We start from the raw sequence: 25184 nt of genomic DNA on the forward strand, positions 1-25184 counted from the left end.
TTAAAGAAGGAATGCAAAGTGCCAACTATTAACCAGTTGATTAGAAAAGAACGAAAGAAAGTTATTAAGAAATCAAAGTCTCCAGCTTTGGTAGTTTGTCCTCAAAGAAGAGGAGTTTGCACCCGTGTTTATACTACAACACCTAAAAAGCCTAACTCAGCTTTAAGAAAAGTAGCTAAAGTTAGATTAACAAGTGGTTTTGAAGTGATTAGTTATATTCCTGGAGAAGGACACAATCTTCAAGAGCACTCTATTGTGCTAATTCGTGGTGGTAGGGTAAAAGACTTACCGGGTGTGAAGTATCACATTATCCGTGGTGCATTAGATACTGCAGGTGTAGCAAAACGAACCGTTTCACGCAGTAAGTATGGTGCTAAAAAAGCTAAATCTGGCGATTCTAAAAAATAAGTGAGGTAAAAAATGAGAAGAAGAAAAGCTCCTCAAAGAGAAGTTTTAGGCGATCCAATTTATAATAATATCGTTGTAACAAAATTCATTAACAAAATGATGTATGATGGTAAGAAAAGTGTTGCAGAAAAAATCATTTATGCAACTTTTGATAAAATTGAAGAAAAAACAAAAGAAAAAGGCATTGAGACTTTTGAAAAAGCGTTAGAAAAAGTTAAGCCTTTGGTAGAAGTAAGAAGTCGTCGTGTAGGTGGTGCTACTTATCAAGTGCCTGTAGAAGTAAGACCAGCAAGACAACAATCTTTATCAATTCGTTGGTTACTTGATTCAGCGCGTAAAAGAAATGAAAGAACAATGATTGAGCGTTTGGCAAACGAACTTATTGATGCTGCTAATGAGAGAGGAGCGGCTTTTAAGAAAAAAGAAGATGTGCATAAAATGGCAGAGGCTAATAAGGCATTTGCTCATTATCGTTGGTAGTTTAATATCTAGAAGGGAACTTCCTTCTAAGATTTCTGCAATTTCTTTATAAAAATATGTTATCCCAAAGGATTATAAAATGGCAAGAAAAACCCCATTAAATAGAATTAGAAACATTGGTATTGCAGCTCACATTGATGCAGGTAAAACAACAACTTCAGAGAGAATTTTGTTTTATACTGGAGTTAGCCACAAGATTGGTGAGGTGCATGATGGTGCTGCTACAATGGATTGGATGGAACAAGAGAAAGAAAGAGGTATTACAATTACTTCTGCTGCGACAACTTGTTTTTGGAAAGATCACCAAATTAACCTAATTGACACTCCCGGACATGTGGATTTTACTATTGAAGTAGAAAGATCAATGCGTGTATTAGATGGTGCTGTGGCAGTGTTTTGTTCAGTGGGTGGTGTGCAACCACAAAGTGAGACTGTATGGAGACAAGCCAACAAGTATGGTGTCCCAAGAATTGTTTTTGTTAATAAAATGGACAGAATTGGTGCAAACTTCTATAATGTAGAATCACAAATTGCAACAAGACTTAAAGCTCGTCCAGTTCCACTTGTGATTCCAATTGGTGCAGAAGATACTTTTAAAGGGGTCGTTGATCTTATCCAAATGAAAGCGATTGTGTGGAATGATGAATCAATGGGTGCGAAATATGATATTGAAGAAATTCCTGCAGATTTAGTAGAGAAAGCTAATGAATATCGTGAAAAAATGGTGGAATTTGCCGCTGAACAAGATGAAGCTTTGATGGAAAAATACCTTGGTGGTGAAGAGTTAAGCGTTGAAGAGATTAAAGCGGCGATTAAAAAAGGTTGTTTGGCAATGGAAATTATTCCTATGCTATGTGGTTCTAGTTTTAAAAACAAAGGGGTTCAAACCTTGCTAGATGCTGTAATTGATTATCTCCCAGCACCAACTGAAGTGGCAGATATTCGCGGTGTTGATGCAAAAGATGAAGAAAAAGAAGTGAGCGTAAAATCAACCGATGATGGTGAATTTGCAGGATTGGCATTTAAAATTATGACAGACCCATTTGTGGGACAACTAACTTTCGTTCGTGTTTATCGTGGAAGTTTAGAATCAGGAAGCTATGTGCTTAACTCTACAAAAGGTAAAAAAGAACGCGTAGGGCGATTGTTAAAAATGCACTCTAACAAGCGTGAAGATATCAAAGAAGTCTATGCAGGGGAAATTTGTGCCTTTGTTGGTTTGAAAGAAACTTTGACAGGGGATACACTTTGTTCTGAAAAAGAGCCTGTGATTCTAGAGAGAATGGAATTCCCAGATCCAGTTATTTCTATCGCAGTAGAGCCAAAAACAAAAGCAGATCAAGAAAAAATGGCTTTAGCCTTAGCAAAACTTGCAGAAGAAGATCCAAGTTTTAGAGTGCATACAGATGAAGAATCAGGGCAAACTATCATTTCGGGTATGGGAGAATTGCACTTAGAGATTATTGTTGATAGATTAAAGCGTGAATTTAAAGTTGAAGCAGAAGTAGGACAACCTCAAGTTGCATTCCGTGAAACAATCCGCCAAAGTGTTGAACAAGAATGCAAATACGCTAAACAATCTGGTGGTAGAGGACAATACGGACATGTCTTTATTCGTTTAGAACCACAAGAGCCAGGCAAAGGTTATGAATTTGTAAATAACATTTCAGGTGGTGTGATTCCTAAAGAATATATTCCTGCTGTTGATAAAGGTATTCAAGAAGCTATGCAAAATGGTGTTTTAGCAGGTTATCCAGTGGTGGATTTTAAAGTTACTCTTTATGATGGTAGTTACCATGATGTGGATTCTTCAGAAATGGCGTTTAAAATCGCAGGTTCTATGGCATTTAAAGATGCTTGTCGTAAGGCTGGAGCGGTTTTATTAGAGCCAATGATGAAAGTAGAAGTTGAAGTGCCTGAAGAATATATGGGTGATGTTATTGGTGACTTAAACCGCAGAAGAGGTCAAATTAACTCAATGGATGATAGAATGGGATTGAAAATCGTTAATGCTTTTGTTCCATTAGCAGAGATGTTTGGTTATTCTACAGATTTGCGTTCAGCTACTCAAGGGCGTGGAACTTATACAATGGAATTTGATCACTATGGTGAAGTGCCAAGTAATATTTCTAAAGAAATTATGGAAAAAAGAAATGGCTAAGCTTTAAAAGCTTAGCTAAATTAAAAAAATATACAATAATTTCTTCAAATTAAAAGTCTGCTAATTTAATTAAAATTTTTAGAATCTTTCCAAAATTTTTAAAGCACTATAAAAAATAAGCTAACTTAAATAACCTTGAGAGCCTTTATCTTTGATTCAATAGGTTTTATCTTTTGATAGCTTAATGAGCGTATTACTTTTTTAGAATTACTCAAAATATTTATGAAAGTCTTTTGGTTTATATTTTTTATAAAATAGAATCTAATGTATAAGAGTATTGGAATTGCAAAAGATGATGTTATCTTAAGAAGCAGTATTTAAGAGAAAATAGTAAAGTTTTGCAGTTTTTATTTTATATCTTTTTAAGTCATTTTACATTACGATTACGCCCTACTTTGGCTTAAGGATTAAGCACACAGCTCTTCTTTATTATTCATAAAGCTGTCAAGTTTATTGTTTTTAGGAGTTTGTATGCGATTAGCAATTTGGCCTATTTTGGCAGGTATAGCATTGGGTGTGATAGCCCCTCTTTTGGTTTCTTTAGGGAATCCGGGCAATATGGGTGTGTGTGCAGCGTGTTTTACGCGTGATATTGCAGGAGGATTAAATCTTCATCAAGCTTCAATTGTGCAGTATATTCGCCCTGAAATTATTGGACTTGTGATTGGTGCTCTTGTGGCATCTTTTGTATTTGGAGAGTTTCGTCCGCGTGCTGGGAGTGCGCCTGTGGTGCGTTTTATGCTTGGTGTTTTTGCTATGATTGGGGCATTAGTGTTTTTGGGCTGTCCTTGGAGAATGTGGCTTAGATTTAGTGCAGGGGATTTTACTGCCATAGCAGGTATTTTTGGTCTTGTGTGTGGGATATTAATAGGCATTTTTTTTCTTAAGCGGGGTTTTTCGCTTGGGCGATCTTATGCTACTAGTAAAATTGTAGGTTTTATTTTTCCTCTTTTTGTGATAGGGCTCTTTGGGTTATTAATTTGGGGTATGTTAGATGCAGAAGCTCCAGTGAAATTTTCCCAAAAAGGTCCTGGTTCACAACACGCACCACTTGTTATTTCGCTTATAGCCGGATTGTTTTTGGGTGCAATATTCCAAAAAAGCCGATTTTGTATGATTGCTGCAGTGCGTGATAGTGTGTTATTAAAAGACACGCATATCTTACAGGGTGTGATTGCACTTGTCGTGGCTGCGTTTTTAACTAATTTAGCATTGGGGTATTTTAATCCAGGATTTAGTGGGCAACCTATTGCTCATAATGATTGGGTGTGGAATTTCCTTGGAATGTTACTCTCTGGATTTGCTTTTAGTTTGGCAGGTGGTTGTCCAGGTAGGCAGCTTGTGCTAAGTGGTGAGGGCGATAGTGATGCAGGTGTGTTTGTGTTTGGATTGCTTATGGGAGCAGCATTTGCACATAATTTTGGTCTTGCAAGTTCGGCAAATGGAATTGGAGTAAATGCCCCTGTTGCGGTTTTTGTAGGAATTGCATTTTGTTTGCTTGTTGCGATTTTTGCAAAAGAGAGGAGATAAAATGAAGGAGCTTGATGTTAGAGGGCTTAGTTGTCCAGAGCCTGTGCTAAACTTAAAGCCTTTGTGCGAACAAGGTGAAGAATTTATTAAGGTGCTTTGTAGCTGTGGTGCTGCGAGTGATAATATTCAGCGAATGGCAAGTCATTATGGTTATGAGGTGAAAAAAATCTCTGAAGATCAAGGTGAGATTGTCTATGAATTACACAAAAAGCTTGGATGAGGGTGTGAATCATAGAATCTATTTAGACAATGCGGCTACAAGTTTTCCTAAGGCTCCAGGAGTCAAGGAAGCTGTATGTGCTTTTATGGAAGATATAGGGGCTAGTCCTGGGCGTAGTGCCCATACGCTTTCTATACAATCAGGAAGAATTTTATACCAATCACGGCGACTTTTAGCAGATTTATTAGGGTTAAAAGATTGCAAAAGAGTGTTTTTTACTCACAATACCACAATGGCAATTAATGTCGTCTTGCAAGGGTTTTTGCGCCCTAATAGTGTAGTGGTAACTACACAAATGGAGCATAATGCTTTAATGCGTCCTCTTAATGCTTTAAAAGAGCGTTTGAATCTTGAAATACGACAGATTCCATGCACACCATTTTGTGAGTTGGATTTAGAAGCAGCTAGAGAATTATTAAAAGGTGCTGATCTTTTAGCGTGTGCGCATATTAATAATGTCAGCGGTATAATGATACCCATTAGAGAACTTAGTGCATTAGCACGAAGTGAAGGTGTAGCATTTTTGCTTGATGGAGCACAGAGTGTTGGGTGTGTAGAAATGTTTGATGTGATGGAGCAGGTTGATTTTTTGGCTTTGAGTGCGCACAAAGGGCTTTTATCTCCTATGGGCGTAGGAGCATTACTTGTAAATGATAGCTTTGAAATGCAGCGGTTAGAACCACTTGTTTTTGGTGGTACCGGAAGTGCAAGTGAAGAGGAGATTCAGCCGCTATTTTTGCCCGATAGATTTGAGAGTGGCACGCCAAATATGCATGGGATTGCAGGAATGTATGCAGGGATAGAATGGATTAATGCTAAAGGTGTAGCAGAGATCCACGCACACGAGTTAAATTTGCGCAATCACCTTATAGAAGGGCTTAAAAATATAAAGGGTGTGAAACTTTATGGGGTTAGTGAGAGCTTAGGGAAGCTAGGGGCTAATGCAACACTTTCATTAAGTATTGAGGGTAAAAGTGTTTCAGAAGTGGGTTTGAGGTTTGATAGAGAATTTGGAATTTGTGTGCGTATTGGATTGCATTGTAATCCAGCGACACACAAAATACTAGGGAGTTTTGAGCAGGGTGGCAGTGTGAGAGTGAGTGCTGGGGTGTTTAATACACATAGCGAGATAGAATCTTGCCTTGAAGCTCTTGGTAAAATCGCTAAAAGTTAAGAGTATTTAGAATGTTACGCGGTTATTTGATTTTTTTTACCACAGCAAGTGCATTTGAATCAGAAATGTTACTAAAAACTACAAAGATACATTTTAAACTTGTACCTACTCCAAGGGAATTTTCTAGTGATTGTGGGATTGCAATCTATTTTGAGGTAGAAAGCACTGCAATTTTACAAGAAAAGCTTGATGTTTCTAAGATAGAATATGAAATAAAGTTGCTATAAAATGGGTTTGTTTTGGATACAATTCCAAGCACAAAAGGAATAGTATGAAAATATTTTTAATTCTTCTTATGGCTTATAGTTTAAAAGCACAACCTTGGGTAATGTTTAATGATTTAGATGATACTTATTTGTATGATCAAGCAAGCGGACAAGTTTATATTCGCGTAAAAAAGGGTGGCAAAAATTATGAAGATACCTTTGTAAAAATGGGGATTATTGATAAAAATCCAAGCAAAAATTCAACCCATTCGCAAACAAAAGAAATAGATATGCAAAAAGAAAATGATTCCAAAAAAGATCAGCAAGAATTACTTAAAAAAGCCCAAGAGCTTCAAAGAAGTATCCAAAATGGAATCTTTGAAGCAGAATAATTTATTTTAAACCTTCAATAGCTAGGGTAATCATAGAGACTATGATACCAATTGGTGCGATGTATCTAATAATAAAATACCATATTTGAAAAATCTTTCCTGTGAGATTTCCCTCACACATTGCATAGACTTGTGATTTTGGAAGTATCCAGCCTACAAAAATACACAAAAATACTCCTGCTAGAGGTAGCATATAAGATGCACTAATGTAATCAAACCAACCAAAGAGATTTTTGCCAAAAAAGCTTAAATCCTCTTGATATATTGCGATATTGCTAAATAGCAGTATTACCCCTAGAAAATAGGTGATGCCAATAGTTGTAAGATTTGCTTTAGTGCGTGAGAACGAAAAGCGATCGATAAGATAGGTATTAAGGGGTTCAAGCATAGAGACAGCTGAAGTAATCCCTGCAAAAATTAAAGCAATAAAAAAGAGAAATGCAATAATTTGTCCGCTTAAGCCCATATTAGCAAAAATAAGTGGTAGCGAGATAAAGACCAATCCAGGTCCGCTATCAGGCGTTGCTCCATAGCCAAAGATAAAAGTAAAGATTACAAGTCCTGCGACAATGCAAAAAACAAAATTAAGCAAAGCTATGATGAGAGCAGATCGGATAAAGTTACCTTTTTTAGGTAGAGAGTTAGAGTAAGTGAGAATCACGCCAACGCCTAAAGAGAGAGCAAAAAATGCTTGTCCGATTGCATCAACGATTACTTTAGGGGTGAGTTTGCTAAAATCTGGAGCAAACAAAAAGCTAAAAGAAGCCCAAAAAGAATCTTGGCATATTGCATACACTAAAAGCCCAATAAATATAATTAACAATAAAGGCATAAGGATGAGATTGAGTTTTTCAATACCCTTTTTTATTCCTTGGTTTAAGACATAAGCACAAAGTGCGATAATAACAAAATGCCACAGAAGTTGATAGCCCACTTGATTACTTATAAAATTTCCCCAAAAGTTTTGCGTGGCTTCAAGCGTTTTGGGTAAGCCTATAAGGCTTAGCACCATATAATGCATAAGCCATCCTAATACAACTGCATAAAATGAGAAAATTACTAAGCCTGTAAAGACCATTATTCCGCCGTATTTAAGGTATTTGTGTCCTTTGGGTGCGAGAGTTTCAAAGGTGCTAAAACAATCGCGCTCACTTGCTCGACCTAAGATCATTTCAACAATAAAAACACTCAGTCCAAATACCAAAAATGTTACAATAAACATTAGCACAAAGGCACCGCCACCATTTTGCCCCGCCATATAAGGAAATTTCCAAATGCCACCTAATCCAATGGCACTTCCTGCGGTTGCCAAAATAAAGCCGATTTTTGAAAAACGATTCATTATATTACCTTATAAACAAAAAATTATATCTTAACAAAAAACTTTGAAATTGCAAAGCTTAAGTGTGGAATCCCATTTCGCGTTGTCCATCAAAGTTTGAATTTAATTCTCTTTTGATCTCTTCAATGAAAATTTGTGTGGTAAAAAGAGGGGATTTTTGTGCGGCAACTAAAAAAGCAGCGTTTTTAATAACAAGAGAAATTTGTCCTCCAGTAAGAGAAAATTCCGCGAGAGATTGTAGGTTAAATGCCTTTTCATAAGGGGCGTTTTTGGGCAAGAGTTTTTCCCACAATAGAAGCCTTTCTTCTAAATTAGGTTTTTTAAATTCAATTTTATAATTAAAGCGTCTTGAAAATGCTGTGTCAATAGTTTCTAAAAGATTGGTTGTAGCAATTAAGATTCCATCGAATTTTTCAATTTGTTCTAAAAAAATATTTTGCATTTGGTTGTGCATTTTGTCTGCACCACTTGCACTTGTGCTTCGCATACTAAGGAATTGATCGGCTTCATCAAGGAGTAAAATAGGGCTTTCTTTACTTTCTTTACAAAGCTCTTTGTAAGTATCAAAGATTTTTCGGACATTTTTTTCACTCTCGCCTACATACATAGAGAGAATCTTGGAGCAATCAAAGCTTAAAATGCTTTTTTTAAGGGATTTGGCTAGAGCTAATGCAGTCATTGTTTTGCCTGTCCCAGCAGCTCCATAAAAGATAATTTTTGCATCAATGCCGCGTTTTTTATCTTTGATGCCCCAATTTTTAAGATTTTGGAGAACTTTTGAATCCATTTGTTTTAAAAGTGTCTCTAAAGTTTCTTTTGTGCGTGGGTTTAGCACGACATTATTGAGGGAAGTTTTTGGTTGGATAAATTCAAAAATATCTTGATTATCAATTAAAGTTTGGAGGCTAATTTTTTGTTTTTTTTCTTCATTGTTAGGGTGTGTGATTTTTTTTAAAATCTCATCAGGGATAAAAAAAGTGCGGTTGATTCCTTCAAAAGTGCTTAAAATTTCATCATAATCCACCAAACCTTTTTGGACAAGTTTGCTTCTGTCATCTAATAAGGCACGATTTTTAATTCTCTCATAATCATTTAAGCTCACAAGATTAATGAGGGTATTGAGTTCCCTTGCTTGTGATTCTCTACCTGAATATTCTTCTTTTAAAAGCGCTAGAAAAATAATTTTTTCTTGTGCATTAAGGCTATATTCTTCAAAAAGCTTTTCTAAACTTGGCTTTTCTTTGGTGAGATTTAATCTTTGTTTGATTCTATCTTGCAAGGCTTTGATTTTTTGTTCGCCTTTAGCAAGAAAGGGTGAAGAAAGATTGTCTTTTTTATAAGGAAGCAAACTAGAGAGAATGTCAATCACTAAAAATTGATCTTTAAGATAATCTAAATGATCAGAATAGGCAGAGATTTTTGGGAGTTTAGGATAGATCCCACCTTCTTGAATGAGTTTTAAAAAATTATTACTTAAAGAAAAAGGAGAGTTAAGTAGCTTTAAATAAAGCACTTCATTATTTAAATTTTTTAAAAAAAGATTCTGACTTAACCAGCCCAAATCAAGGAGATTTTTAAACAAGGGGAGAAATTTTAAAATCGTTTCATCGTTTGTTGGCATAAAAAGAGCATTAATGGTATCAAGACAGAGAATCTCTTCATTGCCTTTTAAAATTTCTCGGCAAAAATAATGTAAGATAAGTGCTTCTTCCTCACTACATCGCAAAAAAGGATAAATTTTTGTTTTGGTAATAGGAGTTGTTTGTAAAAAATCAAGTAAATATTGCATTAGTGACCTTCATCATCATTAGGATCTAAGTGAGTGATAACAATCCAATTGCCCTCTAAGGCTTTGATTTTGTTTTCTATGGAATCAGCAATGGCGTGGGCTTCTAATAGAGAAATTTCGGGATTAAAAACCAAATGCACTTCAAGGAAATAAATCTCTCCACTTTGTCTTGTCTTTAAATCGTGATAACTATTAATGGGTGCTTCATTGAGTATTTTTTCGATAGATTGGATAATGTTAGCATCTAATGCTCTATCTAAGAGGATTAAAACACCGCTTTTTAAGAGAGTCCAAGCTGAATAGATAATGTAGATTCCAATCCCAATTCCAAAGAGTGCATCAAGCTCATTAAAACCTGTAAAATAAACCAAGACTAAAGCAATAAGAACAGCCATATTGCTTAAAATATCGGTTTTATAGTGTAAGGCATCTGCCTTGATAACAAGATTATTGCTTTTTTTGGCTACAAAATTAAGATAAAGGACAAGTGAAGTCGTAACTACAATAGAAAATACCATCACCCATACAGAATAAGTGAGATAATTTAACTCACTACCAAAGAGAAGTTTTTTAAAGGATTCATAGAGGATAAAAGCCCCTGAAGCAGAAATAATGCTGCCCTCAATAACTGCTGCTAGGGATTCAATCTTTCCTTTGCCATAGTTAAAAGATGAATTAGCGGGTTGTTCGGATTTGGTGATAGCATAGAGATTAAAAAGAGAAATGCATAAATCCAATAAAGAATCAATGGCAGAAGCCAAGATAGCCACTGAACCACTTAAGATTCCTATAATAAATTTAACACAAATTAAAAGAGAGGCGACAAGGCTAGAAATGAGAGTTGCTTTTTTCTGAATAGTCATTTTACACCGGCGGTAAGAGATAAAGTGGGTTAATTGTTTCTGTAAAAAGACTTTTATTAAGTCTTTGGGGTAGGGTATAGGGTGCAATTTTGGGCGGGGTAGGGTAGGTTTTTAGTGTAATTTCATTATTTTCTAGCACAAAATAAGAGTTTCCATAAGCTTTAATGGGCGAATTGGAATTAAAGTAAAAACCATGAGTGGCAAAGAGATTTGAATTGTGCGTAATTTGCATAGTTTTAGCGAATAAATAAATAAGTTTTAATGCCATAAAGCTTCCTGGACCGCGGACAAAATAGAGATTATTTGCAGCGATTCCTTGTGCTTTGAGTTTGACAAAAAAGGGGATAAGCGATTCAGAGAGTTGTGAGGGCAATGAATGGCTAGATTCTAATTCATAATCCTTATAAATCCCAATAAGAATAGGTTGGCTAGTGGGAATAATAAAAATTTGATACATTTTAGGCGTTTTGATAGGCTAATGCGTAATCATCATTTTCTTGGAATGATTGGATAATCTCATAAGCACTATTTTCTTCAAAAATTTTTTTAGTTAAGAGATGATTGAGCTTGTGACTTCCGGCATAAGAAACATAAGTTCCAAGCAAGGGAATACCAAGTAAGCACATATCGCCAATAGCATCTAAGATTTTATGTCGGACAAATTCTTCTTTGTAGCGCAATCCATCTTTATTTAAAATCGTTGTTTCATCAAGCACAATTGCATTATCCAAAGATCCACCTAATGCAAGTCCTTTTGAGCGGAGATATTGGACTTCACTTAAAAACCCAAAAGTTCTTGCACGGGCAATTTCTTCTTTATAATTATGGGTAGAAAAAGTGAATTTATAATTTTGTGTGCCAATAACAGGGTGAGGAAAATGAATGGAGAAATCGAAAATACATTCTTTACTTGGCTCTAGCCTTACGAATTTATCTCCCTCTTTGACTTCAATGGGTGATTTGATTTTGAGAATTTTTTTGGGTGCATTTTGTTGCGTGATTCCTGCTTCTTCAAGTAGCATACAATATCCGATGCTGCTCCCATCCATAATAGGCACTTCTTCATTATCAAGCACGATTCGTAGATTATCGATTCCATAGGCATGGACTGCAGAGAGTAAATGTTCGATAGTAGAAACCTTATGTCCTTCTTTGGCAATCACTGTTGCCATTGTGGTATCCACGACATTGTCTGGTTTTAGTGGGATATTTACTCCAACATCACTTCTAAAGAAATGGATTCCGCTATTTTCTTCTAAAGGTTCTAAACGCATTTTTACAGGGACACCTTTGTGTAGTCCAATTCCAACTAATTCGATTGGTTTAGTGAGTGTTTGTTGTCTCATAATAAATCCTCGATAATGATTTCATTATTCTTTTTATAGATTTTTTGATAGTTTTGCAAAAGCTTATCTTTTTCTATAATTTCGCCATCAAAAAGAATATTTCCCTCTTTAATAGGACCTAGAATCATATAATTACCATTGCAAAAAACATTGCCGCTAATTTCGCCAAAGATTTGGACATTACCTTGTGCATGAATCATAGCCCCGCTATTAACGCGACCAAAAATAGTAATGTCGCCTTTTGTGATAATTTCTTCTCCACTACGGATTGTTCTGTGGAGAATTAGCGTTTGATTTGTGGGTTGATTGTCTTTAGGGAGTATTTGTGTGGATTCTGTTTTTATAGAAGTTTCTTGTGATTTTTGAGTTTCAGGTAGTTTAGAGAGAATTTTTTGAGAATTTTTTTGTTCGATAAAAGTAAGATCTTGTGATTGCAAGAATTCTAAAAGTTTGTTCGTGATAGGATAGGCAAAGACAAGCAAAAAATCTTTTATTAAGATGAAATGTTTTTGGATATAGGCAATGGTTTCTTCCTCTTGACCTGTTACAAAGATAAATGACCTAAGACTTCTTTGTCGTGCTTCTACCATTATTTTTCCTATAATCTATCCATTATGAGCTTGGCTTCATTGATAACTTCATCAATATTGGTTTTAATCCAAGCAGAATCAAGCCATTCTGTTGTCCAAACTTCGTGCCCTTGGACTAAAACGCTAAAATGTAAATGATCTCCCAAAGCTAAGCCTGTATTTCCGGTATTAGCAATAATATCTCCTGTATTAAGTGAATCACCCACACTAACTTTTTGTGTTGTTAGGTGTGCATAGAGTGTAGAGAGACCAAGTCCGTGATAAACTATGATGGTATTTCCATTAATGCCAACAAATTCACTTAGAGTAACAACTCCTGGATTGCCAAGTGAAACAGGAGCTTGTTTAATACTTGCTAAGTCAAGTCCCATATGATTTGATTCGCTAACATTTTCGCCTTGATAGCTAAAAGTTCTATGATCTCCAAAATTTGCCATTACAGCACCATTTTTAAGTGGAGAGAAAGCGTGAATAGGGAAGTCTTTTACCAAAGTTTCTCTATCAAATTGTGAAGCCACTTCAAAGACACGATTAGCACTTTGTTTTCGCACATCTTCGTTAATGTATTTAAAAATAGCAAGTTTATTGGGGAAATCTTCTAAATTTTTTTCTCCAATTTCTTGCACAAGAGTAGAAATTTTGCCATCAATAAATGAATCTTTAAGTGGAATGGTTGAATCGCGATATTGCTTTTTTTGAAGATAAAAATTAATAGGCATAATACTAATATTACCAGCCAAATCACTCGCATAGATTTTAGCACTAAAATTAGGATTAGTTTTATTCCACGCAATCAGCGAAATGTAAAAGCCTTCTTTGTAGAAAGGTTGTGGATAGAAATCATAAGTGCCATTGCTAATGCGAATGTTTTTTAGATTATCATCGGTTGCACGAAAGATGACAAGTGCACTGCCACCTTGCGTGATTTTGTAAGAATGCGAAAGAATGGTTAGTTGAGGTTTCTTGGTATCAATAGGGATTTTTAAAGTTTTTGTTGTGGTGTTTCCATTGAAGAGATTCCAATGGCTTGTATCTGTAGCAGAGATTTCTAACTCTAGCTCAGGAGTAGAATTTTTAATATTATTTGGTTTTTGGATACCAATACAGAGTATTTTTGGATTGGTCGGGATTTCTTGAGATTCGCTTAATTCTGCATCGGGGCTAAGGCAATTTTGAGAAGTAAGGATTTTGGTTTGGAGCGGAATCTTTTCTTGATTTTGTAATAAAGTAACACTATATTTGCTAATTCCTGCGTTATCTTGAATTTGAATTGGGAAAAAATCTTTAAGATTCCACGCAGGAGTATCTCTTAGGCTAATTTGTGGAGATTCTTTTTCAAAAGATTCAGAAGTAAGCATAAAAATACCTGCTCCCACAAATACAATGATTAGAATCAAACCTAAAATTTTAATAAAACCGCCTTTAGAATGTGGATTTTGCATTGCTATAGCCTTAAGTAAAATTAATAATGTGGAGATTCTAGCTAAAAAGTGCTTATGTTAAAATTATGAGAGTTTTTTGATAAACCCTGCCTTAAAGGCAAGGTTATTTAAGCTTCAATGGCTTTTTTAAGTGCATCTTCAATCATTGGTTTAGAGTTTGGCTCAACTAGTCTCTCACCCACTTCAACACCATTTTTAAAGAAAATCAAAGTTGGGATTCGGCGAACATTAAGCTCATCTTTTAGTGCTTCTTGTTCATCTGCCATTACCATACAGAATTTTACTTTCCCAACATACTCTTGCATAAGCATTCCCATAATAGGTTCGATTTTTTTGCAGTCAGGACACCAAGGTGCACCCACAGCTACAAGGCAAACTCCTTCTTTTGTTTCGTTAGCAAAAGATTCTTTAGTTAATTGATTCATCATTTGAAATCCTTTTAGTAAAATTTACATTAGAAATTTTGAAATAATTTAGCTTAAAAAATCAAAAGTTATCATCTATTGAGTGATTTTGTCACTTTTAGGCGATATTGGTAAAAACTGCTTGGACATCATCATCATCTTCGATTCTATCAAGTAGCTTTTCTATATCTGCAAGCTCCTCTTCGCTAAATTCTACAGGATTATTGGCAATCCTTTCTAGTGCGGCTTTTTTGACATCGGCTTTGATTGTTTCTAAGGCATTTGCAAGACTTCCAAAGCTTGTGTAATCTCCATAAATATGCACTATATCTTCTTCAACTTCTAGCGATTCAAGCCCTGCATCAATGAGATTAAGCTCTAGCTCTTCTAAATCCCCTAAGCCTTCTTTATTCACTTCAAAATGCGCTTTGCGTGAAAACATAAATTCTAGTGAATTGTTAGTTAGCATTTGTCCGCCTAGTTTATTGACATAGCTTTTGAGATTTGCCACCGTGCGCGTGGTGTTGTCTGTGGCACATTCAACAAAAAATAACGCACCATGTGGTGCTTTGATTTCATAATTCACTTCAGTGATTTGAATCCCATCTTTGCCCAAGGCTCTTTTGATAGCTGCTTCAATGTTGTCTTTTGGCATATTTTGGGCTTTTGCTGCCATAATGGCGGTGCGGAGTTTGGAGTTCATATCAGGATCGCCACTTCCGCCCTCTTTGACAGCAATGCTAATTGCTTTGCCTAATTTGGGGAAAAGTTTGGACATTTTATCCCAACGCTTCTCTTTACTTGCTCTTCGATATTCAAATGCTCTTCCCATATCAACCTCGATTGTAATTTGCGTTTAAAGCTGTAATTGTAGTATTTTTAAGATTAACTATGTATTAACCAGCGGAGTTATCCCTAGCCTAAGCTAGAGATAAAAATGAAATTTTAAATTAATTCTACATAGAAGGAATGAAGTTTTTTTTAATTCTTCTTTTATTGCGTTGCATTAACTATATGTTTAAAACTATTTAGATTTTTTGGAGAAGCTTAAGTAGCTATCTCCAAACTAAAACTTACTTGGTAGTTGATTAGAATCTATATTTTACTCCAATGTTACCATTGAGATAAGTTTCATTTTTAGAATCTACTTTACCTGCTAAGATTTGTTTAGCACCAATTCCTGCATTTAAAGATAAAGAATCATTGATAGCGATGTTACCACCAACGATAAGTTGTCCATAAGTTTTCTTTTTCTCAGCAGAAGCGATTCTAAAGCTTGTAGTTGAACCAGCAAATCTACCTACATAATCATCTCCATTATTGATTACATATTGTTCAATTTTTGGAGTGATAAACAAGTAAGATGATTCACTGAAGTATTTTCTACTTTCTAAACCTACTTCTAAGCTTACAGAGTTGTTAGTATTAGATCGAACATGTTGAGCTAAAATACTTCCTTTCTCTGTATAATCAGGTGTATAAGAATAATAGTAATTTGCTCCTGCAAATGGTTTTAAGAACCAGCTATTGCTAAGATCAAATACTTTACCTACATTTGCACTTAATCCAAAGAATTTTTGATCAAAGTCTGAAGTGTTGATACCAGCAATGCTTGTAACATCTTGATCAGTTTTACCTAGTTGTCCATAAGCTTTTAAGTTTAATTCCCAAGTTGGAGCAATTTTAATTTGAGAGTAAATACCCAATTGGAAGTTATCAGAATCTTGTTTTAAGAGTTTGTCTTGTAATTCTGCATTTGCATAAGTGAAATAAACACCCACTAAAATATCATCAGTGATATTTTTATCAGCACCTACGCTAATTCCATATACGCCACCTGATTCTCCATCAATGATATTAGCACCACCAAAAGCATTTGCCCATACTGCTGCATTGTAAGTTTCATAGTATTTATAAGGTGCATCGCTTTGGATAGAAGCAAATCTTTCTTTAGAAAGTGATTGGAAAGGATTGTTAGCTCTTGCGATTCTAGAACCAATTGCCATATCATTAGAAACATTAACCGCAGTCATTGCTGATGAAGAAGCATCTGCAAAGCTTGTAGCACTTCTAGCAGCATCTCTTGTGTCTTTAAAGAATCTTTGGTTAGTAATTACTTGCATTACTTGTTGATTATGAATGTTAGAGCCTGCAATACTAGATAAGATTCCAAGTGATTCACCTGTATTTCCTGAAGCTTTTGCTGCAGAAACGATTGGGGTGAGTGTATCATTCATACCACCAAGCACAATTCCACCTAATAGAGTATAATCTGTGCGAGTTTTTACTGCTTCTAGAATGCTGTTAGCTAATGAATAATCCCCTGTATTAATGCTAGGTGCAAGAGCTTCTAACATAAGGTTTTTAAGCTCATTAAGTTTTTGTGATTTTTCAGCATCAGTAGTTCCATCTTGTAAATTTTGAATTTCAGTTTGAAGGGTTGCAAATGCATTGTTTCTAGCTGTTAAATCTTTAATGGCGGCTTCAATAGCTTTAAGTTCAGCATTAGCTGCGTTAAGATCGCTTGTGATTTGGTTAAGTGTTTCTTTGGATGCAGTAATTTGAGTGTCTAAAGCATCAATTTGTTGTTGTAATTGTTCTTTTTTTGTCACATCTGTTTCTGCTGCGAGTTGATCGTTAAGTGTTTTTACTTGTTCTTCTGCTGTTTTGATTGCACTCTCAGTAGCAGTTTTGTTTTGTGTGAATGTTGTAATTTGAGTAGTAACTTGTCCTTTTACACCAATATCTTGTCCAGGAGTTGTTGTAGTATCAGTTAATATTTTAAGTGCACTATCAATATTTGTTTGCTCTGTAGCTACAAGTTTGTTTGCAAAACCTTGAAGACTAGCAAAAGTTTGTTTTTCATTGAAAATATTTTTGAAAGTATCTTTTAATTGCCCATCTACATAAAGGGTTTTGTTGTCTGTAGAAAGTTTAACATCATAAGCAATGTAATCTTTATAATGACTTCCAACGGCATTGGCATCAATAGCGAAGTCATAATCTCCAGTATTAAGGTATGGAGTTAGAAGGCTTTGGTTGCTTAGATATTCAGAAACATCTTGTGCAAAACTAACACTGCCTAATGTAGCTCCTGTATTGGTGATTTTTCCACCAGAAGTGATGAGATTGAGTTGTCCAAGTGGCAAATCACTGCTTTGGATATTTAATGTGCCATTGTTAAGTGTTACATCTCCTTTTGCGTAGATTCCTTGATTGTTATTATTCCAGCTATTATTCAATGATCCAAAAGTGAAAGCATTACCATTTGAAGTTAGCTTTCCTGTAACATTTAATTTACCAGATTCTACTGCTATAGCACCTGATCCAAGATTAGCATCACCTGTAACATTTACATTTCCTTTGTTGCTAATAGTTAATGCATTAAGCGCACCATTAAAAGCAGTCCCTGTTTTACTTGTAACATCTAGGTTTGCACCATCAACTCTTACTGCATCACCAAAAGTTACTGCTCCTTCACTGCTTTTGATGCTAGAGTTGTGATAAACATTGGTTGCACCATTTTGTGTAACACCATTTTTAGTATTGATATTAAAAGAATAAGTGTTTGCAAGTGGATCTGTTGGATTGAATTGATTTTTAGTTCCACCTAGCGTTACAGCAGTATCTCCAGTAAATGAATTGGCATCAATAGTGAGATTATTAAGTTCTATTGGCTTAATATCTACCCCTTCGCCTGTGGTTACCGATGTTGGATCAACATTAAGAGTTAAATCATTAGCTGTGTTTTTGTATTCCCAATTTCCTGTTGTATTTTCTTTAAACTTTGTAGTAAAGTCTGTGTTACCAGCAGTATCTGCGGCTGCTATAGCACTGCTTGATAAAGCAGCGACTACACCTAAGCTTGTCAAAACTCGACTTGCTGCGATTGAAATTTTCATTCATTCTCCTTAAAATAATAAAATGAGATATTATTATGCCCCCCCCCCCCCCTTATTTTTTGCTTAAATTAAAAAATATTTATGTTTTATGATTTAAATTATTTTTTGAGTGGATTTGAAGTGCTTGGAGTAAGGTAGGAAGTTAAATGGTAGCTTTGGAATGCGTGGGCTTAGATGAAGTCCATTATTTCACAGCCAAGCACTTCAGAATCTTTTGGGAGATAGTGGATGAATTGATCTAGGAATTGTTTGTTTAAAAACATTTCTCCGCAGATGATGATGCCTTTTGTGCTATAGTTTTCCTCCATATCGCGACTTAGGTTGGCAAAGAATTCTGCCATCGAATCTAAAATGCCAAAGCAAAGCAATTCACTCTCTACTCCTGCAAGTTTGAAGCTCATTACCGATCGCAAGGTGCGTAGAGTGTCAAGGTAGATTTTGCCTTCTTTGTCTTTTTCTAATCTAAAGTCGATTCGCGGTCCTTTAGCGCCGACAAACTCCCCTGCTTTTTGTAAGACTGCTTTTGTGGCGGCTTTGAGATTTGAATCAAAGTCTAGTGTAAGGGGAAATGGTGCGTGCAAATCAAGTAAGATTCCGCATAAGCCTAATAAGTCTAAAAGATTGCTTGAAAATCTATCGTGAGTAGGAAAAGATTGTAGTTGTTCGATAAGGGATTCGTTGCTTTTGGTGAAGTTTTTTAGTAGAGACTTGGTGGTGGTGTTTTGGACTTTTAGAATCTCTAGGATTTGGGTTAGATTGCTTTGGAAAATGAATTCTATAGGGGTTTTAAAGCTTTGGTTAAAATAGAGCATAAAATGCGTGGGGTGGTTGCCTAGGTAGAGTGCGTTTGTTTGGGTTAGGTTTTGGGATTTTATTGTATTTTTAAAGGCTAGAAGCTCTGGATAAGTGGCTGTGGCGGGAGTGGTTTCAAAGTGATGTTTTAAGATGAGAGAGTTTTTGCCAACGCTAATTTCTAAGGGAGTGTCATCGGTTTTGAAAAATTGGCAGATTCCGTTATTTAGCTTTTTTGTAGGTTCTAGGAGATAAAAGCCGCTGTGGGATTCCAAGAATTTGCTTAGTAGTAGCAAAATAGGATCAAAGGGGAGAATGCAAGGCACTTCGTGCGTTGGAAAAAGTGCTTTTAGAATGGATTTGGGCTTGAGTGTGATGAGGGGCTTTTCTAATGTGGCTAATGCTTGACATTCTTCAGCGCTAATTCTAAAAAGAGATTGGGCATTGTTTAGGCAAAATGGCATAAAAATATAGGGGGATTGAATTTTTGGTGGATTGTTTTCATCAAAGAGAATAATTTCTTTTTTGCCTAGGGGGGTTTTTAGAAAAATGCTTTGCTGATTTTTGAGAAGTGTGCTTAGATATTGGAGTGCTTCTTGGAGTTCTTTTTTGCTGTTTAGGGGGAGCTTTTGATTGTCTTTTAAAAAAGTGATTTTTTGGGGTGTGAAGTCGATGAAGCTTCCCCATAGGTCGCAAAAAGCGCTTGAATCTTTTTGGCTAATTTTTTCTAGTTCAAGGGGGGTGAGTAGGTTTGAAGATTCTTGTGGGTTTGGGAGAGAGTGGGTAGGGGAGAGTGATTCTAGGATTCTTAGCTCTTTAAAAGTCCATTGCAAAGAGAGTGGGAGATTTTTAGACAGAGCGTTTGTAAAATCTAGTAGGTTTTGCTCTTCGCCTTTGGCTTCTAGGGTGAAGCTTGTATTAGTTTGGAGAATTTGTGTTTCAAGCTCAAAAGTATGAGCGGTTTGAGTGAGTGTTTTGCAAAGAAAGTTTTTGATTTTGGGTGCGTTTTGTAAATCTTGGATAAGCAAAAAGTCAAGTGCAAGTAGCAAATTAAAAACCTTTGTAAGAGAGATTGGCGATTTTTTGTAAATCTTTTTGATCTTTTTTGTCTGCTTTAATCCCTAGTTCTTGGAGGTATTTAATGGCTTGTGCTTCCATAATTTTTGCAGCTTTTAAGATCTCAGGAGATAATTCAAATGTTGGATCGCTTCCGATAATGACAGGCTTCACACCTAAGATTTTGGTGGGTGGCAAGTCGCCTAACATTTCAATCATCTTTAGGGTTTGTAGCATTTCTACTTCGTGCGCACTACCTGCCCAAGTAATATTATTTGGAATAGCACTGAAGTCAAAAAAATACACATCTCCGATTTTGGCATCATCTGCATCAATGCAATCAAGAATCAAAACGCGATCATATTGGGTGATAATAGGGATTAGGTGTTGTGCCATTGTCCCACCATCAACAATATCAAGCGAATGTTCGCCGCTAAAAGTGTAATTGACTTTGAGAAAATTGGAGAGATGCACTCCAATCCCCTCATCGCCAAAAAGAATATTTCCAATGCCTAAGATAAGAATCTTCATTAAGATTGTTCATCTTTTTCAAATTTTAATCCGCTTACGATTGTGTCGATTCCAGATCCAGGGAATTTTATAGCATTCCAACTAGCCATATAAATATGAATAGGGATAAAGATGATAAATGCCCAAGTCAAGATATGGTGAAATAAGCGAACATTTGCAATCCCACCACAAAGCACTTCTAGGGGTTTCATAATTGGCATAAGGAATCCCCCAAGTCCTTCGTGATAAACATGTGTATAGAGAATAAGCCCTGTAAGCGAGATAAGAACAATAAGAAGCATTACACCAATATAAGTTACAAGCTGTAAGGGATTGTAAGCGCCTTTATTGTGTGGATGTCCTCCAAGCAAAAGGTAAGTTCTTAGAATCTGAAACCATACAATAGGATTAATAAAATCTAAGAATGATCGGCGTTCTACTTGGCATTCTTTCGTGCAAATAAAAAGGTAGATTCTAAAAATTGAAACTGCGATGAGCAAAAATCCAATGGATACATGCCAAATTCTTGATAGAGAATAAACATTGTAATTTGGATTAGCACTCAAAAAAGGGTAGGCAAGGTAGAATCCAGTTGCAATCAGTGCAAAAATCGTAATGGCTCTAATCCAATGGAATATCCTTGTTAATTTTGAAAACTCAAAGACGGGTTTGTATTTTGTTTCCATAGTTTCCCCTTTTAGATATTGCAATTCATCGCGATTGGGTCAATTTTGTATTGTCCAATTTCATTACCTTTAGTGTCCATTAAATGCACCGCACAAGCAATACAAGGGTCAAAAGAGTGGATTGTGCGGATAATTTCTAAAGGTTGAGTAGTGTCTTGAATCTTAATGCCCACTAAAGAAGCTTCATAAGGTCCCATTTGGTTTTTAGAATCTTTTGGTCCTGCATTCCAAGTGCTTGGGACTACTGCTTGGTAGTTTGAAACCACTCCATCTTTGATTCTAACCCAGTGGCTTAGCATACCTCGTGGAACATTTCCGATGTAGCGTCCTTTGTATTCTTTGGTATTATCTATTTTGTAAGGAGCACAAGTGGATTGGTCGCCGGTTTTTAGATTTTCAATGAGAGAGTTAAAGGCTTCGATTCCATAATCCGCAGAAAGTTTGCACTCTAAAACTCTCGCTGCTGTTCTACCTAAAGTTGTGAAAAGTGCTTCAACAGGCAATCCTGTATCTTTTAAGAATTGTGTAGCAATTTTTGTGATTCTTGGATTTTTAGCTGCTAATCCCACAACGATAGCAGCTAGAGGTCCAACTTCCATAGGTTCGCCATTGTAGCGAGGAGATTTTATCCAGCTATATTTTCCATCTAAGTTTAGAGCTTTTGTTTTGATTGGAGTTCCATCAGGTCCAATTGTATCGGCATCAACAAATCCGGTGTAATTAGGTGTTGTGTCTCCATCGTAAGGATGAAGAGCTTTGTCGTTTTTATACCATGAATGGGTAGCTTCTTCGGTAATTAATTCTTCATTGATTTCAATGAGTTTTGAAATATCTCCATTGCGAACGATTCCGCTGCTATAGAGTGTTTCATTGCGATTAACAGGAATCTCTGCGTGGCTTAGGAAATTTCTTACTCCGCAACCTTTAAGCACACTGGGTTCATTTCTATAGACTTCTGCTGCCATTACTACATCAGCATAATAAGCACGATTAACAAAATCAGCAACTTCTTTGTATTTGGTGAGCCAATCTCCAAGTCTTGAAGGATCCAAAATATCGGCTACACAAGTTACTCCACCAACGGTTAAGCTTTGTGGGTGTGGTTGTTTTGCACCAAAAATCGCCATAATTTGTGCAGCTACTCTTTGCACTTCAAGTGCTTTTAGATAGTGGGAAAGCACGATGAGATTTTGTTCAGGTGAGAATCGGTAAGTTTTATGTCCCCAATAAGCATTTGCAAAAGGTCCTAAGCCTTGTTTGGCGCTTGCAAATTTGGCAACTCTTTCTTGCACGGATCTAAGTTCATCTTCGCCTGTTGCAATAGGATTTTTAACATATTTAAAGGCAAGTTCAGAAGCTTTTTTTGGATCAGCTTTAAGGGCACTAGTAATATCGCACCAATCTAATCCGTGTAGGTGATAGAAATGCACTAAGTGATCGTGTAGCACAAGAGAGACATTCATAAGACTACGCACCATTTGTGCATTAAAAGGGATTTGAATACCTAAGGCATCTTCAACCGCTGTAATTCCTGCTTTGTAATGAGAATAGGTGCAAACCCCACAAATCCTTTGCACCATAAAACCAACATCGCGTGGATCGCGGTTTTTGACAATCACTTCAATACCTCTCCACAAAGTTGAGCTTGAATAAGCATCGGTGATGACATTATTTTCATCCACAATGACTTCGATTCTTAAATGTCCTTCGATTCTTGTAATAGGATCAACAATAATTCTTTTTGTCATTTATTCTTCCTTGTGAATTAGTCTTTGTTTTTTTTCATACTAGATAAAACGGCGTGTGCTGCCATACCAATAGCTGCAACCCCTAATAGCGTGATACCGATATTATCGGCTGTCCTATCTTTGCCACTAAAGAAAGGAACATTATAGACTTTGTTTCCAAGTGGCTCTTCAAAAGGTCCCATAGTATCCCAAAAATTTGGTTCGCTACAACCAATGCAGCCGTGCCCTGCTTGGATAGGCCAACTTGTATGGGAATTAAAGCGGAGTTTGGAGCAGTTATTAAAAGTATAAGGTCCTTTGCAACCAACTTTGTAGAGACAATATCCACTTTTAGCACCCTCATCGCCAAAGCTTTGGACAAATTCTCCTGCATCAAAATGTCCTCTTCTTTCGCATAGGTCGTGGATTCTAAGTCCATAAGCCCATTTTGGACGATTAAAAGCATCAAGACTTGGTAAAGTTCCAAAAAGAATAAAATAAATCACATTTCCAACAATATTTTTTTCACTTGGAGGACAGCCTGGGACATTAATAACAGGCTTATTGGTAACTGCACTAAGTGGTTTAGCAGCAGTTGGATTTGGATTAGCTGCTTGAATCCCGCCAAAGCTAGAACAGGTTCCAATTGCAAAGATAGCGGCTGCATTTTCACTTGCTTCTTTAGCAGTTTCTAAGCCTGTTTTGCCGTGTGCTCCAATGGTTAAATATTGTCCTTCTAGTGCAGTTGGGACACCGCCTTCTACCATTAAAACATAGCGTCCTTTGTATTTTTGCATAGCTGATTCAAGATTGTGCTCGGCTTGGAAGCCAGATGCTGCCATAATGGTTTCGTGATATTCTAAAGAGATATAATCAAAAATTAAACTCGCAATACCAGGTCCATCGCTTCTAAGTAAGCTTTCACTGCAACCGGTGCATTCTGCTAAATGGAGCCAAATAACTGGTAAGCGATCTGCTACTTCAGCAGCCTTTGCAGTTAGCGGTGCGAAACTTGCAGGAAGTGAAAGCATTGCAGTCATTGCACCTGCCCATTTTAGAAAATCTCTTCTTGAAACTCCCTTTTCTTGCAACATTTTTTTAATGCTATTTCCTTCTTTTAAGGCTGGGAATTTGCTAATCTCTTTTAGTCTTTTTTGTGCTTTTTGAAGTAAAAGTTCTTCTCTTTCCAACTTAATCCTCCTTGAAGAAATGTATTAAAAATAAAACTATTTTTAACCTCTAAAAAACTTTTAAAGAGTCAATCTTAGTAAGTTTAAGAAAAAATTGACTTTTAAAGTTCGTTATTTTATCACTTTTTTGCAGATTATTTCTTAAAATGCAAGAAAATTAATCGAAATTGAAAGAATCATCGCTTTGTTTTTGGTCATTTTTGATTTGATTGGTATTAATGATCCAATAAAATTGTGATATTTTATTTAAAAAGGGCTTGATGATAGCGATTTGATAACCTTGTCTTTCTTCAACAGATTGGACTTCTCCTACAGGAATCTCTGGGTAAAAAATACCATCATATCCACTTGTTTGAATCTTATCTCCTGCTTTGATTTTTGGGTAGAATGGAATGTAATCTACAATAAAACCTTTATTGATATCGTATTTTGCGATTCCTGGAGATTTATTTTCTCCCACAATAACACTATAATTGCATTGCTCATCGCCATTTAAAAAGCCCATTAGGCGGTTATTTCTAAAAATTGCAATCCCAGCTACTTGATTATTAGTGACAAGTCCAAAAATTTTATTTTTTTCACTTTGAGAGATAGTCTCATCATTGCCTTTAAGCCAAATTTTTGTGTGATCATTGATGTGTGCATAAGAAATTGTGCGGACAAGATGAAAATTAGGTGATCCAAAATCATTGTTTTGAAGTAAGTTTAAAAGCTCATTGTGTTCGTATTTTAAAGATTCAAGGGCATATTGTAAGCTTTCTTTTTCTTTTAGTTCATTGGTTAAATGTTTGATTTGTTGGGCTTGATTGAAATGTCTTGTGATAGCGTTAGTGATGTTTTGATTAAGATTTAAGATTCCAATTTTAATACTATCGCTAAGATAGAGAAATTTAGAGTGTATTTCTTTGGAAATTTGTATGGATAGAAAGAAAACTATCACAATAAAAAGAATCCAAAGAAAGAGTTTTTTCATT

The 25184-nt window shown here is 35.9% G+C and carries 24 protein-coding genes; 8 read left to right on the forward strand and 16 right to left on the reverse strand.

The features are described 5' to 3' along the window. The first annotated feature begins 18 nt into the window (after positions 1-18). The 8 genes from rpsL to HCAN_RS01190 all read left to right on the forward strand — a co-directional run bounded on the left by rpsL (position 19) and on the right by HCAN_RS01190 (position 6571). Entirely contained in the window at positions 19-408 is a 390-nt protein-coding gene (gene rpsL, locus HCAN_RS01155; protein ID WP_005021361.1) for a 30S ribosomal protein S12, read from the forward strand. Between the two features lie 12 nt (positions 409-420). Next, positions 421-888 (forward strand): 30S ribosomal protein S7, encoded by a 468-nt coding sequence (gene rpsG / locus HCAN_RS01160; protein WP_006655945.1) that lies wholly within the window; start codon positions 421-423, stop codon positions 886-888. 79 nt (positions 889-967) lie between these two features. After that, positions 968-3049, forward strand: coding sequence for an elongation factor G (fusA, locus tag HCAN_RS01165; protein WP_006656709.1), 2082 nt, complete (start codon positions 968-970; stop codon positions 3047-3049). A 471-nt stretch (positions 3050-3520) separates the two neighbouring features. Beyond that, the gene (gene yedE / locus HCAN_RS01170; protein WP_006656710.1) at positions 3521-4579 is read left to right on the forward strand and encodes a YedE family putative selenium transporter; all 1059 of its coding nucleotides are present in this window, start codon (positions 3521-3523) and stop codon (positions 4577-4579) included. Between the two features lies 1 nt (position 4580). Continuing rightward, complete coding sequence (locus tag HCAN_RS01175; RefSeq protein WP_006655942.1) at positions 4581-4799, forward strand: sulfurtransferase TusA family protein; 219 nt, start codon at positions 4581-4583, stop codon at positions 4797-4799. Further along, positions 4774-5973 (forward strand): aminotransferase class V-fold PLP-dependent enzyme, encoded by a 1200-nt coding sequence (locus tag HCAN_RS01180; RefSeq protein WP_006656711.1) that lies wholly within the window; start codon positions 4774-4776, stop codon positions 5971-5973. Before HCAN_RS01175 ends, HCAN_RS01180 begins: the two co-directional genes overlap by 26 nt. 11 nt (positions 5974-5984) lie before the next feature. Further along, positions 5985-6200, forward strand: coding sequence for a putative Se/S carrier protein (locus HCAN_RS01185; protein WP_006655940.1), 216 nt, complete (start codon positions 5985-5987; stop codon positions 6198-6200). Positions 6201-6244: 44 nt separating this feature from the next. After that, entirely contained in the window at positions 6245-6571 is a 327-nt protein-coding gene (locus HCAN_RS01190) for a hypothetical protein (protein ID WP_006655939.1), read from the forward strand. Between the two features lies 1 nt (position 6572). Here HCAN_RS01190 and HCAN_RS01195 read toward each other — a convergent pair whose 3' ends face one another. The 16 genes from HCAN_RS01195 to mreC all read right to left on the reverse strand — a co-directional run bounded on the left by HCAN_RS01195 (position 6573) and on the right by mreC (position 25183). Next, entirely contained in the window at positions 6573-7913 is a 1341-nt protein-coding gene (locus HCAN_RS01195) for a sodium-dependent transporter (protein ID WP_006655938.1), read from the reverse strand. Positions 7914-7971: 58 nt separating this feature from the next. Continuing rightward, positions 7972-9702 (reverse strand): ATP-binding protein, encoded by a 1731-nt coding sequence (locus HCAN_RS01200; protein WP_006655937.1) that lies wholly within the window; start codon positions 9700-9702, stop codon positions 7972-7974. Then, the gene (locus tag HCAN_RS01205) at positions 9702-10565 is read right to left on the reverse strand and encodes a cation diffusion facilitator family transporter (protein WP_006655936.1); all 864 of its coding nucleotides are present in this window, start codon (positions 10563-10565) and stop codon (positions 9702-9704) included. Before HCAN_RS01205 ends, HCAN_RS01200 begins: the two co-directional genes overlap by 1 nt. A 1-nt stretch (position 10566) precedes the next feature. Then, entirely contained in the window at positions 10567-11022 is a 456-nt protein-coding gene (locus HCAN_RS01210) for a hypothetical protein (protein ID WP_006656712.1), read from the reverse strand. A gap of 1 nt (position 11023) precedes the next feature. Then, positions 11024-11911, reverse strand: a complete 888-nt coding sequence (gene lpxC / locus HCAN_RS01215; protein ID WP_006655934.1) for a UDP-3-O-acyl-N-acetylglucosamine deacetylase — start codon at positions 11909-11911, stop codon at positions 11024-11026. Continuing rightward, positions 11908-12501, reverse strand: a complete 594-nt coding sequence (locus HCAN_RS01220) for a septum site-determining protein MinC (protein ID WP_006655933.1) — start codon at positions 12499-12501, stop codon at positions 11908-11910. Before HCAN_RS01220 ends, lpxC begins: the two co-directional genes overlap by 4 nt. An 8-nt stretch (positions 12502-12509) precedes the next feature. Further along, positions 12510-13943 (reverse strand): M23 family metallopeptidase, encoded by a 1434-nt coding sequence (locus tag HCAN_RS01225; RefSeq protein WP_006656713.1) that lies wholly within the window; start codon positions 13941-13943, stop codon positions 12510-12512. 107 nt (positions 13944-14050) lie between these two features. Continuing rightward, a complete protein-coding gene (locus tag HCAN_RS01230) occupies positions 14051-14371 on the reverse strand; it encodes a thioredoxin family protein (protein WP_006656714.1) in 321 nt (106 codons plus the stop codon). Positions 14372-14465: 94 nt separating this feature from the next. Beyond that, the gene (locus HCAN_RS01235) at positions 14466-15179 is read right to left on the reverse strand and encodes a YebC/PmpR family DNA-binding transcriptional regulator (protein WP_006655930.1); all 714 of its coding nucleotides are present in this window, start codon (positions 15177-15179) and stop codon (positions 14466-14468) included. A 256-nt stretch (positions 15180-15435) separates the two neighbouring features. Continuing rightward, the gene (locus HCAN_RS01240; RefSeq protein ID WP_006656715.1) at positions 15436-18249 is read right to left on the reverse strand and encodes an autotransporter family protein; all 2814 of its coding nucleotides are present in this window, start codon (positions 18247-18249) and stop codon (positions 15436-15438) included. A 170-nt stretch (positions 18250-18419) separates the two neighbouring features. Next, entirely contained in the window at positions 18420-20090 is a 1671-nt protein-coding gene (locus HCAN_RS01245; RefSeq protein ID WP_006656716.1) for a hypothetical protein, read from the reverse strand. Position 20091: 1 nt separating this feature from the next. After that, the gene (locus tag HCAN_RS01250) at positions 20092-20628 is read right to left on the reverse strand and encodes a HyaD/HybD family hydrogenase maturation endopeptidase (protein WP_006655927.1); all 537 of its coding nucleotides are present in this window, start codon (positions 20626-20628) and stop codon (positions 20092-20094) included. After that, entirely contained in the window at positions 20628-21293 is a 666-nt protein-coding gene (gene cybH, locus HCAN_RS01255) for a Ni/Fe-hydrogenase, b-type cytochrome subunit (RefSeq protein ID WP_006656717.1), read from the reverse strand. Before cybH ends, HCAN_RS01250 begins: the two co-directional genes overlap by 1 nt. Before the next feature lie 11 nt (positions 21294-21304). After that, positions 21305-23041 (reverse strand): nickel-dependent hydrogenase large subunit, encoded by a 1737-nt coding sequence (locus tag HCAN_RS01260; protein ID WP_006655925.1) that lies wholly within the window; start codon positions 23039-23041, stop codon positions 21305-21307. A 17-nt stretch (positions 23042-23058) separates the two neighbouring features. Then, on the reverse strand, positions 23059-24210 hold the full coding sequence (locus tag HCAN_RS01265; protein ID WP_006655924.1) for a hydrogenase small subunit: 1152 nt from the start codon (positions 24208-24210) through the stop codon (positions 23059-23061). Positions 24211-24367: 157 nt separating this feature from the next. Further along, the gene (gene mreC / locus HCAN_RS01270; RefSeq protein ID WP_006655923.1) at positions 24368-25183 is read right to left on the reverse strand and encodes a rod shape-determining protein MreC; all 816 of its coding nucleotides are present in this window, start codon (positions 25181-25183) and stop codon (positions 24368-24370) included. Position 25184: the final 1 nt, after the last annotated feature.

This window comes from Helicobacter canadensis MIT 98-5491 (assembly GCF_000162575.1).
In the GTDB taxonomy this organism is placed as follows: Bacteria; Campylobacterota; Campylobacteria; order Campylobacterales; family Helicobacteraceae; genus Helicobacter_D; species Helicobacter_D canadensis.